This is a genomic window from Bremerella cremea, from assembly GCF_003335505.1.
Lineage (GTDB): Bacteria > Planctomycetota > Planctomycetia > Pirellulales > Pirellulaceae > Bremerella > Bremerella cremea_A.
Genome location: NZ_QPEX01000010.1, coordinates 531,735 through 544,547, shown reverse-complemented (window position 1 = coordinate 544,547; position 12,813 = coordinate 531,735). Strand labels below are relative to the sequence as shown.

The window sequence follows — 12,813 nt, the reverse complement described above, 5'->3', positions numbered from 1 at the left end:
GCAAGTTTTTTGGATGGCTATCAGCCGATGCGACAAGCTCGCTTCACGCTTATCAAAGCTTCTGCTCAATCTTCGAACTGACCTTTGCCGATGAGCCCCCACTTTTTTCTGTCGAAAGACCAAGTGGCTTGGGTCGGTTCGAGCCGGACCCACAGACCTCTACCGATGTCGAAGATTTCAATGTATTCGCTCGTTCGTTCCAACTCGCGGAACTTTCCAAAAGAGCGGTTGTTCTTGAATTCTTCCCAAACGATGTACTGGGCTTTCGTCGCTTGCAACACGCCCGGTCGTCCTTGTTCGTCTGCCGGATAGCGAAAACGGCTAGAGGGCAACGCGGCGGGGCTCGATGCCGGGAAGGCAGGGTCGTTCACCAGCGATAACACACCCAGCACGCACGCCAAGACCTTCGCTTCTTTCTTGATGTCGCTGGGATACGAGCCGTTCATGATCTGAATCAGAGCATCCTGGGCCGCATTCGTCGCGGGCGCCGGCAACTGATTTAGTTCGACCTTCCCCACAAAGCTGCGTACCCCTTGGACCGCTCGTTTCTGAATCTCTTCGTTCGAAGAAGTTAGGCCGGTAGTTAGCCCTTCCAGCCAAAGTTTGCCCCAATCTTCGTGGTCGTAATATTCGTTGAATGCGTTGCTGGTAATGCTTGATCCACGCTTGAGCTGCGCCACTTGCTGACTGATATGCCTGACGAGCCGCTTTTGGTCCACGTCGGAATCGGCCCCCCACAAACAAGAAGGCCCCTCCCCACTTCCCATGCCGAGCCCCAACACGGCACAAAAAAGTGAACGAACCAACAAAGCGTGCAACAACCTGGGCATCCGGAAACCTCTTGTCTGGGGAACTGTATCGATACTCCTCTAGAGTAGGGGGAGGCTAGGTTGATTACAAGCCAAAGTTAGCGAGCAGCAAGCCTATTTACTATTTCCCGCTCGTCAACGCGCTGATTTGGCGTGCGAATTCACCCGTGTCGTTGCCGCCTGTAATCACCATTTGGGTGCCAATTTTCGCCATCACTTTGGCAACGGCGACTGGCGATCCGTTGAGTACCAGGACCAGTTCCTGCCCGTTGGGCGTGGCGGTGGCTTGCGACATTTTGGCGGCGCCGGCCGTGTTCAGGTCGATTTGAAACGCGACGGACTCAGAGTGGAGAGGATACTCTTCCTCCACTTCTGCCACGGTGGCAACATCGCTCGTCCCGATCAACGGGGGCGTTTTGAGGAAGATTGGCTTCCCGGTAGCGGGATGCACGGCAGTGAGGCTGGTTTCACCTTCGGTTGGATCAAGTTCGTAGATCTCGACACGCATCCCAGGCGGAACCGGATTTGGGGTGGGCTGGGGCGTGGGAAGTTTCCCGCATCCGACCGCCGCCAGAGCAAGCAGCGTCAGCAAAGCACCGTAACGAATTCGTTGTTGATTAAAGCACAGCATAGTTTCAAGTTCCGTGTTGCCGCATTGTTGGCTAAGTGAAAGCACCCCCTGTTGTCTTCGACAGTGAGGCGGAATAATTGTTGCTCGCTAACCCAGTTTCGCACGAAATCGAGAGCAATGCACGGAATTCTAAACCTCAACAAGCCTGCCGGGATGACTTCGCGCGATGTGGTCAATATTGTCCAGCGGTTGATTCGCCCTGAAAAAACAGGGCACGCTGGGACCCTCGATCCGTTGGCAACCGGGGTGCTGGTATGCCCCGTGGGGCATGGAACGAAGCTGATTGAGTACGTTCAGCAGTTGCCTAAGACCTATGTCGGGACGTTTCAGTTCGGAAAGCAGAGCGATACCGAAGACATCGAAGGTAACGTGCAAACGCTCAGCGATCCACCGCAGCCAACCCAGGCCGAAATCGAAGCAGCGCTGCCCACGTTTCTGGGGCGTATCTCGCAAGTTCCGCCTGCCTTCTCGGCTTTGAAAGTGGCTGGTAAACGGGCCTACGATTTGGCTCGGCAAGGGAAAACGGTTGAACTCGCCGCGCGGGAAATCGAAGTCTATTCGCTGACCCTCTTGGATTACACATATCCAGAGCTGAAGCTCGAGATCGTCTGTGGGAGCGGAACTTACGTCCGTTCGCTCGGGCGTGACCTGGCCCGGAGCCTGGGAACGGCAGCCGTCATGTCGGCGCTCGAGAGAACGGCGATTGGGGGCTTTCGTGTCGAGAACGCGTTGAACCCAACGACCGATTTCGACCGCGAGACGATTGAGCGTGCCATGTTACCCACGGTTGAAGCGGTGCAGGCGTTGCCTCAGGTTACCATTGGACAGGAAGGCATCCTCCGGCTGTCGCAAGGGAAGTTGATCTCGGTTGAGATCGAGCAGTCAGGTTCGTCCAGCGGCCCCAGTGAAGTGGCGGTGGTCGATGCGGCAGGCAACTTGATTGCGGTCGTTCAGCCAGGCAAAGAGGGGGGCTGGCGATCGGTGAAGAACTTTGCCAACGACTACTTGTAACGACTGTGCCGATGTTGCGATGCTTGTGGGATATGGCTTCTAGAGAATCGTTTGCGTGAGAGAAAAACGCATTGCGGCTTTATCGCTAGCAAAGCCGAAGGAGGACAGTGGAGCGTCGTCTTCCGACGGTTCGGATCGGCTTCCATGGATCTCCCCGTTTTCCCGATAGCGTCGCATGTTCGAAGAACGAAGTATTCAGCGAGATATTTTCGCCATAGGGTTGTCCGCGCTGACAATCTTCTTGGCGTTGTCGCTGCTTTCGTACCGTGCCGAAGACGCGATTGGCGAATTGCCTGCACCGCTGTCGAATTTCTATCAGCCCGATCAGGTCATCTATCCTCAGCCACAAGTGGTTCACAACTTATGTGGCGGCATTGGTGCTTTGGTGGCTGACTTTCTGCTGGTCTCACTAGGCATTGGGGCCTACTTTGCGGTAATTAGCCTCGGCACGCTCGATGTGGTGCTGCTCTTGCGGCGCGAGATCACCTCGCCGGCAGTTCGCCTTTTAGGTTGGCTGGCGACCTTGGCGGGAATAACCACGCTGGTCACCATCATCGCTCCGTCGGCCTCGCCGGGGCCGATCAGCGGTTCTGGCGGCAAAATAGGGTTGGTCGGGCAACAGTTCCTCAGCGAACACTTTGCTACCACTGGTAGTGTGATTCTTTGCTTGACCGTGATTGCATGTGGCTTGCTGCTTTGCACCGAGTACGAACTGGTGCGCATCACGGTATGGGGCGTGTCCAAGGCCAAAGAGAAAACGCAAGCCGGGGCTGCCGCCTGGAAGAGTCGCCGCGAACGCCTGGCGGAAGAAAAGCGGGCCAAACTACGAGCCGAGTTCGGCTTAGATGGGGAAGAAGGGGAGGTAGAAGAAGACACTGTAGTTGACGAAAAGGGAGTGCGCATCAAGATCGGTGGACGTCAGGTAAAGACCGACGTCGACGAAGAGATCACGTTTGAAGATGGCGAAAAAGTCCTGAGTGGTGAAGAGGAGGCCGACGAAGAAGAAGGGGAAGAGGAGGAAGCGGAAGAAGAGATCGACGAAGAAGTCGAAGAGGAACTGGACGAAGAAGAAATCGACGACGAAGTGCCGATCACACGGGTCGATAAGCCGGAAGATGCCTCGTCTCTGTCGGTCAAATCACGCAAAAGTAAGAAGCAGCAGCAAGACGACGACCGCAAGTCGGTAATGAGCGAACTAGACAGCGCCGCCGACGGTCGGGCCAATCCAAAGAACTACGAACTGCCACCAATCGAACTGTTGATCGAGAGCGACGATTTCTCGTTCGACGAACAAGAACGCGAAGTTCGTCAGAAGGCCAAAGTCCTTGAGAAAACGTTCCTCAATTTCGGCTTCAACGTGAAAGTGGTCGAAATCGAAACAGGCCCGGTGATTGCCCAGTACGAAGTTGAACTGGAAGCGGGTCTGCGACTTTCGAAGATCACGGGCCTGGCCGACGACCTGGCGATTGCTCTGCGCGTTCCCAGCGTGCGTATCGTCGCGCCGATCCCAGGCAAGAACACCGTCGGGATCGAAGTTCCTAACGAGGAACGTCAGATGGTGCGCCTGCGGGAAGTGATGGAAGAAGCCAGCGGCCGCATGAACAAGATGAAGATTCCGATCTTCCTGGGTAAGGACGTGTCGGGTAATTCGTTGGCGGTCGACCTGGCCGCGATGCCTCACCTGCTGATCGCCGGTCGTACTGGTACCGGTAAGTCGGTTTGTTTGAACGCGCTGATCACGTCGATCCTCATGACACGTCGCCCGGACGAAGTGCGGATGCTGATGATCGACCCGAAGATGGTGGAACTCAGTTGCTATCGCACGCTGCCTCACTTGATGCACCCGGTGGTAACCGACATGAAGAAGGCCGAAGCGATCTTGGCTTGGGCCGTCGAGAAGATGGAAGAACGGTATCAGCTTCTAGCCCAGGTCGGCGTGCGTCACTTGAGCGCGTTCAACACCCTCGGCGAAGAAGAAATCTGGGACCGCATGGGCTGCGAAGACGAAGGGGAACGGAACAACGTCGCGACTCACTTGCCGTACATCGTGATCGTAGCGGACGAAATCGCCGACATGATGATGACCGCCGGGAAAGAAGTCGAGCAGCATATTATTCGTTTGGCTCAGAAATCGCGTGCGGTCGGTATTCACCTGATTCTGGCGACGCAAAAGCCGACCGTGGACGTTATCACCGGTTTGATCAAGTCCAACCTGCCGGCACGTATTTCATTCCAAGTCGCCAGTCGCACCGACAGCCGCGTTGTGCTCGATGAAATGGGGGCCGACAAGCTGCTGGGTAATGGTGACATGCTGTTCCTCTGGCCTGGCACCTCGACCTTAATGCGTGGTCAGGGTACGTACCTCAGCGACGAAGAGATCAACCGAGTCGTCGAATTCGTCAGTACCGGCGAACAAGACTTCGTCAAGGAACTGGTCCAACTGAAGGTCGAAGACGGCGCCACCGCCGACCCGGCCAAGATGAAGAAGCGAGACGAACTGTACGAAGCGGCCGTCGACGTGATCGTGGCCGAGCAACGCGGCAGTGTGTCGCTGCTGCAGCGTGCCCTAGGTGTGGGGTACGGACGTGGTGCTCGCCTGATCGACTTCATGGCCGAAGATGGCATCGTCGGCCCATATAACGGTTCCCAAGCCCGCGAAGTGGTCATCACGCCGGAAGAGTGGGAATTGATGAAGTCAGGCCAATCGGCTCCAACCGAAGTCGAGCCAGAGCCGGTCGCCGCCGCGCCAAAAGCGAAACGCTCGAACAAAATCAGGCCGCACGTCCCTGAGGAGGAAGAGGAAGAAGAGGAAATCGACGAAGAGATTGAGGAGGAGTACGAGGAAGAGGAATACGAAGAAGAGGTGGGGGAGGAAGAGTACGAAGAGGATGAGGAAGCGGAATATGAAGAGGAAGAGTATGAAGAAGATGATGACGACGAGTATTTAGAGGAAAGCGCTTGATTTAGCTGGGAAGGGTTCCGTTAAGAACTCAGGGTTGGCTGGGCCCCTAAATACAGGTTTGGTTTAACAGCCCTGCGGAGGAGAGGGTTCGGCAGAGGAGTGAACCTCGATACCGTTTCCACAGTCCCTAATTCACATGTTGGAAAAACCAAGAACTGAAATCAGGGCCACCGAAAACGTCGAACGACCGCCGCAGACCGGCCCAACTTGACAGTTCTTATTGCCAGATCTAAACTTACGTCTTCAAATCGACCATTATGTGTCCTCTGGGACCAACTATGTTTCAGCCCATCGTCAACCCTATCGTAATTCACAATGTGGGAGTACCTCCCATCTCGGCGTAGGGACTGCGAACACGCATGATTCAAAGGTAAGCCCTGACGCCCCAACGGTTTCAGGGCTTTTTTTGTTGAACTACCTTTGCGCGACGCTTGGTGGGCTTTGCCTGGCACGTGGTCGGCAAAAGGTGCCACTCAAGCGGATCGCCCCATGAAGAAGATTGAAATTTACGACACGACCCTGCGTGATGGAGCCCAAGGGGAAGGCGTTAGCTTTTCTTTGCAGGACAAGCTGGCGATCACTCAGCGTCTGGACGAAATTGGTGTCGACTTCATCGAAGGAGGCTACCCGCTTTCTAATGAGAAAGATGCGGAGTACTTCCGTCGCGTGCAGGAATTAGACCTGAAGCAAATCAAGGTCTGCGCTTTCGGGATGACACGCCGCAAAGGGATGGAAGCCAAAGACGATCCCGGCATGCAAGCCCTGCTCAATTCGGGCGCACCGGTGGTGACGATTGTCGGCAAAACGCACGACTTCCATGTGACCGACGTGCTGCGGGTTTCGTTGGAAGAAAACCTGGCGATGATCTCTGATTCGATCGGCCTGATGGTGGCCGAAGGGCGCGAAGCCATTTACGACGCCGAGCATTTCTTTGACGGTTGGAAAGCAAACCCTGAATACGCCGCCCAAACCATTCAAGCCGCTGCCAAAGCGGGCGCGCGGATGGTGGTGCTATGCGATACCAACGGCGGCAGCCTGCCGGAAGAAGTGGCCGAGCTCGTTCAAGCGGCACTGTCCGCGTTGGCTGAGTACAACGTATCGGTAGGCATTCATACCCATAACGACGGCGACCTGGCCGTGGCCAATGCACTTGCGGCTGTCGATGCCGGAGCCTTACAAATCCAAGGCACCATCAATGGCTTCGGCGAACGCTGTGGTAACGCCGACTTGATCTCGTGCGTGGCGAACTTGGCCCTGAAAAAGAAAGGGTACGAGGTGCTAGGTGGCGATGGCCTCGATCACCTGACCGAGTTGTCTCGTTTCGTGTATGACACGGCGAACGTCAATCGGCGTAACAATCAGGCTTTCGTCGGACAAAGTGCCTTCGCTCATAAAGGGGGGATGCACGTTCATGCCGTGAATCGGGCAGCCTCCAGCTACGAACATATCTCGCCGGAATTGGTCGGTAACGAACGTCGCGTGCTGGTGAGCGAGCTTTCTGGACGCTCGAACATCATGGCCCTAACCACCAAGATGAATATCGAGCAAGATCGCGAAGTCATGGATAAAATCTTGGCTCGTGTGGTGGAATTAGAAAACAAAGGGTTCCAGTTTGAAGCGGCAGATGCTTCCTTCGAACTGCTGGTTCGCAAGATCTTGGGCACCTTCACCCCACATTTCGAGACCCTCAAGTATCACGTCGAGATCGAAGATTTCGTGCTTCGCCAAGATATGGAGCTGACCACGGAGGCGACGATCAAACTGAACGTCAACGGTCAGCAGAAGCATGAGGTTGGAGAAGGGGATGGGCCGATTGACGCTTTGAGCGCAGCCCTGCGTAAGGCGCTGGATGTCGTCTTCCCTAATCTCAAACGGATGAAGTTGGTCGACTACAAAGTCCGCGTGGTCAATAGCGAGGCCGGCACCGCTGCCCGCACACGCGTGCAGATCGAATGCAGCGACGAACATGATGTGTGGGGAACGATTGGCGTGAGCGAAAACATCATTCAAGCCAGTTGGAATGCCCTGGTCGACGCAGTCGAATACAAATTGCATAAAGACGAGTCAGGCTCCGGTTCTTCCCCCAAAAAGGAAGTGGCCGCGACGAATTAACGCTTTTCCTTGCTCGAAAGACGGAGGCCGAGTTCTCGTCTGGCGGAGCAGGGGAAGTGGAAAAAGCATGCCGACGAGGACGACGGCATGGCACCCGACTAAGAACTACCGAACATTAAACACAACAATCATTCGTTCATAGCGAGTCATACTGGTGGCGTTTTCCGCTCAGGACATTCCGAATCGTTTTGACTTTTCCATCTCGCCCAAAATCTACGAATATTGGGAATCAAAGCGTTTCTTCCATAGCGAACCAGATCCTAGTCGCAAGCCGTTTACGATTGTGATTCCCCCTCCTAACGTGACCGGGGCGCTGCATCTGGGGCACGCACTGAACAATACGCTGCAAGACGTGTTGATCCGTTACAAGCGAATGAAGGGGTTCAATACGCTTTGGATTCCCGGCACCGATCATGCCGGGATCGCCACCCAGGCCGTGGTTGAACGTCGCATCTTCGAGCTAGAAAAAAAGAGCCGCCACGATCTGGGACGCGAAGAGCTTGTGCGTCGAATTTGGGACTGGAAAGACCAGTACGAAGCCCGGATTCTCGGCCAGCTCAAACGCCTGGGAAGTAGCTGCGACTGGGAACGGACGCGTTTTACGCTCGACGAACGTTGTGCCCGTGCCGTGCGACGAACGTTCTTCGATCTTTTCGCGAAGCAGTGGATTTACAAAGGGAAACGTCTGGTCAACTGGGATACGTTCCTGCAAACCGCAGTGAGCGATGACGAGGTGTTTCATGAGACGACCGATGGTAGTTTCTGGCACTTCAAGTATCCGGTGATCGATCCGAAGCCAGGCGAGCCAGAGTTCGTCACGATCGCCACGACTCGTCCCGAAACGATGCTGGGTGATACCGCTGTGGCCGTGCATCCCGATCCAGAAAAGGCCTTGAACGCTATCGAGGCCGAGCTAAAAGAGAAGTTGAAGGAAGCACCGGGCAAAGATAAGCCTGCCATTCAAGAGCAGCTCGATCAGATCGCCGAGCGACGAACGACGATGTTGCCGCAGTTGATTCAGCTACGCGATATGGCACTCGCTGGTCGCAAGTTGATGCTGCCGCTGGTCGATCGTGAAATTCCGTTGGTGGCCGATCCATGGGCTAAGCCTGAACTCGGTTCCGGCTGCGTGAAGATCACCCCGGCGCACGATCCCAACGACTACGAAGTCGGCATTCGGCAGAACTTGCCCTTCATCAACATCTTGAACTCGGACGGCACCATGAACGAGGTGACCGGCGAGTATGTGGGCCTCTCGATTCCTAAGGCACGTCAGGCCGTGGTGAATGATCTCGATGGTCTGCAACTGTTGGAAAAAATAGAAGATCGCAAGATTGAACTGGCCTACTCCGATCGTAGCAAGACCCCCATCGAGCCCTATTTGGCCGACCAGTGGTTCATCAAAATGGATGACCTGGCCCAAAGCGCGATGGATGCGGTCAAAGATGGTCGCGTGAAGATCTTCCCGCAGCGCTACGCCAACGGTTACGTCGACTGGTTAAGCGAGAAGCGCGATTGGCCCGTCAGCCGCCAGTTGTGGTGGGGGCACCAGATTCCGATTTGGTCGCAGGAGTGTGCCCACAAGGAGGATCACGACGCCCTGATCGCCAAGCTGGATGCCGATCCCGATATTCAAAGCCACAAGGTCAACTACCAAATCGAACGCGATGTCGAGCTGGAAGCGGCCGAAAAAACCGGCACCATCCAAGGGGCGGCGCGGGCGGCTATGCCTTATAGCCAGGTGCATGTCTGTATCGCCGACGAAGACGACAAGTTAGCCGCCAAGTACGAAACGTTGGGCTTTGTTCGCGAACAAGACGTGCTCGATACCTGGTTCAGTTCCGCTTTGTGGCCGCATTCGACTTTGGGGTGGCCAGAACACACGCCAGAGCTCGAATACTACTATCCTACTAGCACGCTAATCACCAGCCGCGACATTATCACGCTGTGGGTGGCCCGCATGGTGTTGGCTGGCTTAAACAACATGGGAGAAATCCCGTTCCGCGAAGTGTTCATCCACCCGACCATTCTCGATGGTCTGGGCGAACGAATGAGCAAATCGAAGGGGAACGGGGTCGATCCGCTGGACGTGATCGACCGTTTCGGCGCCGACTCGCTCCGGTTCGGTTTGGCTTACCTGACCACCGAAACGCAAGACGTGCGAATGCCGGTGCAGTTCGAGTGCCCACACTGCAACGCATTAATCGATCAAACCAAGAAGAATCGCCAACAGCCGCGCATCGAGTGCAAGAAATGCGGTGAAGCGTTCAGCACCCAGTGGGCCGAGAGCGAGGAAGATAAAGCCCTGCCACGTGGTTCAGTGGTGAGCGAACGCTTTGAACTGGGACGCAACTTCTGCAACAAGCTGTGGAATGCGGCTCGCTTCACGATGATGAACCTGGAAGGCTACACGCCAGGTACCGTCTCGTTAGACGAACTGCAACTTGAGGATCGTTGGATTCTGTCGCGGCTGCATACCGTGACCAAGGAAGTCGAACGCTGTTACGAAAGTTACGGCTACGCCGACGCGGCGCGAGCCACCTACGATTTTGCCTGGGACGAGTTCTGCAACTTTTACGTGGAAATCTTGAAAGAACGTTTCCAAGACGAGAAGCAGCGGCCTACGGCGCAGCGGGTTATCACCTACGTGCTCGACAGTATGCTACGGCTGTTGCATCCGATCATTCCGTTTATCACCGAAGAGATTTGGCAGACACTCGGCAAGATCGCTCCGCAGCGCGGTTTGGAGCAAGTGAGCGAAGCGACGGAGAGCATCATGGAAAGCTCTTGGCCGGAGATCGACGGCAAGTGGGAAGACAGCACGATTGAAACCCAGTTTTCTGTCTTCCAAGAAACATTGGGTAGTCTCCGTGAGATTCGCAGCCGACAGAACATCGGCCCGAAAGACACCATGGAGTTCGTCATTCGCTGCGACGACGCCAAGGCTAAGCTGCTCGGGACGATGTCTCCTTACTTCCTATCGATGAACAACGCTCGCAGTCGCGGCTTGGGGAAAGCGGTTGAGGTCCCTGAAACCAACGCCACGATCACTGCCGGCGATATGGAGATTTTTGTCGATCTGAAAGACTTTATCGATGTCGAGGCTGAAATTCAGCGGAACGAAAAGCTAGAGACCAAGCTTGCCCAGTTGGTGACCAGCAAAGAAAAGAAACTGAGCAACGATAGCTTTGTGAGCCGTGCTCCGGCGGATATCGTCGCGAAAGAACGCGAGAGCCTAGAGCAAGCTCGGCAAGAGCTAGAGCGGGTAATCAATGCCCTGGCCCGTTTACGGGAATCGGCGGCAAAGTAATTCCGCCCCAGTAGGTCTGTTTTCAGATAAAATTCCCCAAGATATAATCGAAGGAGAACTGTACTCGGTAGTTGGCCGCGAAGTTCCGCTCGCGCGGGGCGAACTTGGCAAAGCCAACCAAAACAGCTTACCCGAGACGTCACCTCGTTTATCGAGAAACCCTGCGGAAAGCAGAACCTCCTATGCCGATTCAGATGGAACTCTCGCGGATCATTATCAGCGAGATCAACGACCAGCAGGTAATTTACTTAAAGGAAGTTGACGGAGACCGCCAATTTCCGATCATGATTGGTATCTTCGAGGCGACCAGCATTCATCGTCGCGTGAAAGAGTTCATACCGCCTCGCCCACTGACGCACGATCTGATCGTAAGTATTGTTGAACGCCTGGGCGGAGAATTAGACAGTGTCATCATCAACGACCTGAAAGAGGGAACGTACTTCGCCAACCTGCGCGTAAAAATCGATGGCGAATTAATCTCGGTCGATGCCCGTCCATCCGATGCGATTGCCGTGGCGGTGACAAGCCAGCCGCACTTGCCAATCTACGTGGAAGAACACGTGCTGGAAGAATCAGAAGTCTAATAATTTCTAAGAGCTCTTCCTCCTGGCGTTTCGCCATTTATTGTTGTGCCCTTGGTGGGTGGTTGTCGGTACCTCCCCCACTTCTGCAATTGCCATGTTTGGGCACCATCCGTCTCTAACGGCAAAAGAAGCTATTTAAGCGAAATAAGCTGTACGAATTTCTTTGCAGCCACTTGAATTTCTCGGATCGGCCATACTATGGCTAGATCGAAACCACCTTTTTGGCTTATAGAGCTGCTTGCTAGTTGTTCGCGGATCAAATCACCGTAAATTCCTTTATTGGTGGTTTAGTGGTAGTTAATCGTCGCTAAAACAACTCTTTTATGCTATGAATTCGCTACGATTCTCAATTTAGTTGACAATCTGTTCAAAAAATAGATTGACTAAAAACGACGATATACCTACATTGGCTGGGTCCCTGAAAACTCTCATCTTTATATTAAAAAAGGGCTTATCTATGTCTGTTGGGAGAACCCGCGGTTTCACTCTGGTGGAGCTGCTCGTCGTTATCGCCATTATTGGGGTCTTGATTGCTCTTCTTTTGCCTGCCGTCCAACAAGCTCGCGAGGCGGCTCGACGGATGCAATGCACAAGTAATCTTCGTCAGATGGGATTGGGATTACACAACTACCACGACACGTTCAAAGTGTTCCCGCCAGGCAAGATCACCGAAGGGAACTGCTGCGGTACGAAAAGCCTGTCGAACTGGGCAATCATGATTTTGCCTTTCATCGAACAAGGGAACCTGGCCGATCGCTACAACAACAGCGCGTTTAATGAGGACGCTGCCAATCAATTTGTCCGCGAGTCGCTCGTCGATATCTACATGTGCCCTTCCGACCCAGTTGCGGGCAAGAAAGAAAATCCTGCTAGTGGGCCAGGCAGCGGTTTGGCTTATGCCCATGGATCGTACCGCGCCATGGGGGGCCGTAGCGATGGTTCAGGCTGGTGGGACAACAACCAAGCGAGTTCCTTGCCGCAGCAATGGAAAGGTTTGATGCATGCTACCGGCACACTTGGCTTCAGCGCCGAAAATATGGCCAGTGTCATCGATGGAACCTCCAACACACTTGTCATCGGTGAAATGAGTAGTAAGACCGAAACCCGTCGTGGCACGTTTTGGGCTTACAGCTACACCTCTTACAACTCTTCTGACGCCCACGACCAACCGCGAACGTTGATCAATGATTACAACAAATGCGTGGCCATTGGTGGTTCTGGCGGATCGAATTCATGCAAGCGAGGCTGGGGCAGTTTTCATGCTGGCGGTGGTTTAGATTTCCTCCTGGCTGATGGTTCCGTCAGACTCATTCCGCTAACCATTGATATGAAAGTTTGGGTCAATGGAGCAACCATTGCTGGCAGCGAGGCAACGGCTTTGCCGTAACACCCAA

The 12,813-nt window shown here is 54.6% G+C and carries 8 protein-coding genes; 6 read left to right on the top strand and 2 right to left on the bottom strand.

What is annotated here, in order from left to right; genetic code table 11:
• Window positions 1–65 precede the first annotated feature (65 nt).
• Window positions 66–830, bottom strand: coding sequence for a hypothetical protein (locus DTL42_RS03385; protein ID WP_114367271.1), 765 nt, complete (start codon window positions 828–830; stop codon window positions 66–68).
• A 100-nt stretch (window positions 831–930) separates the two neighbouring features.
• Window positions 931–1,440: a SecDF P1 head subdomain-containing protein gene (locus tag DTL42_RS03380; protein ID WP_114367270.1), complete on the bottom strand. Its 510-nt coding sequence runs from the start codon at window positions 1,438–1,440 to the stop codon at window positions 931–933.
• Window positions 1,441–1,557: 117 nt separating this feature from the next.
• Here DTL42_RS03380 and truB point away from each other — a divergent pair, with 117 nt between their 5' ends.
• The 6 genes from truB to DTL42_RS03350 all read left to right on the top strand — a co-directional run bounded on the left by truB (window position 1,558) and on the right by DTL42_RS03350 (window position 12,806).
• Window positions 1,558–2,451, top strand: coding sequence for a tRNA pseudouridine(55) synthase TruB (truB, locus tag DTL42_RS03375; protein ID WP_114367269.1), 894 nt, complete (start codon window positions 1,558–1,560; stop codon window positions 2,449–2,451).
• Between the two features lie 175 nt (window positions 2,452–2,626).
• Window positions 2,627–5,413, top strand: a complete 2,787-nt coding sequence (locus tag DTL42_RS03370; RefSeq protein WP_114367268.1) for a DNA translocase FtsK — start codon at window positions 2,627–2,629, stop codon at window positions 5,411–5,413.
• 489 nt (window positions 5,414–5,902) lie between these two features.
• Entirely contained in the window at window positions 5,903–7,525 is a 1,623-nt protein-coding gene (cimA, locus tag DTL42_RS03365) for a citramalate synthase (protein ID WP_114367984.1), read from the top strand.
• 151 nt (window positions 7,526–7,676) lie between these two features.
• Window positions 7,677–10,835, top strand: a complete 3,159-nt coding sequence (locus DTL42_RS03360; protein WP_114367267.1) for a valine--tRNA ligase — start codon at window positions 7,677–7,679, stop codon at window positions 10,833–10,835.
• Window positions 10,836–11,017: 182 nt separating this feature from the next.
• Window positions 11,018–11,419 carry a bifunctional nuclease family protein gene (locus tag DTL42_RS03355; protein ID WP_114367983.1) on the top strand — a complete coding sequence of 134 codons (402 nt, stop codon included), beginning with the start codon at window positions 11,018–11,020 and terminating at the stop codon, window positions 11,417–11,419.
• Between the two features lie 457 nt (window positions 11,420–11,876).
• Window positions 11,877–12,806, top strand: a complete 930-nt coding sequence (locus DTL42_RS03350; protein WP_114367266.1) for a DUF1559 domain-containing protein — start codon at window positions 11,877–11,879, stop codon at window positions 12,804–12,806.
• Window positions 12,807–12,813 lie beyond the last annotated feature (7 nt).

What these genes read in the sequence shown, in the direction of transcription:
- DTL42_RS03385 (WP_114367271.1), bottom strand. Translation starts at nt 830, where the DNA reads ATGCCCAGGTTGTTGCACGCTTTGTTGGTTCGTTCACTTTTTTGTGCC.
- DTL42_RS03380 (WP_114367270.1), bottom strand. Translation starts at nt 1,440, where the DNA reads ATGCTGTGCTTTAATCAACAACGAATTCGTTACGGTGCTTTGCTGACG.
- truB (WP_114367269.1), top strand. Translation starts at nt 1,558, where the DNA reads ATGCACGGAATTCTAAACCTCAACAAGCCTGCCGGGATGACTTCGCGC.
- DTL42_RS03370 (WP_114367268.1), top strand. Translation starts at nt 2,627, where the DNA reads ATGTTCGAAGAACGAAGTATTCAGCGAGATATTTTCGCCATAGGGTTG.
- cimA (WP_114367984.1), top strand. Translation starts at nt 5,903, where the DNA reads ATGAAGAAGATTGAAATTTACGACACGACCCTGCGTGATGGAGCCCAA.
- DTL42_RS03355 (WP_114367983.1), top strand. Translation starts at nt 11,018, where the DNA reads ATGCCGATTCAGATGGAACTCTCGCGGATCATTATCAGCGAGATCAAC.
- DTL42_RS03350 (WP_114367266.1), top strand. Translation starts at nt 11,877, where the DNA reads ATGTCTGTTGGGAGAACCCGCGGTTTCACTCTGGTGGAGCTGCTCGTC.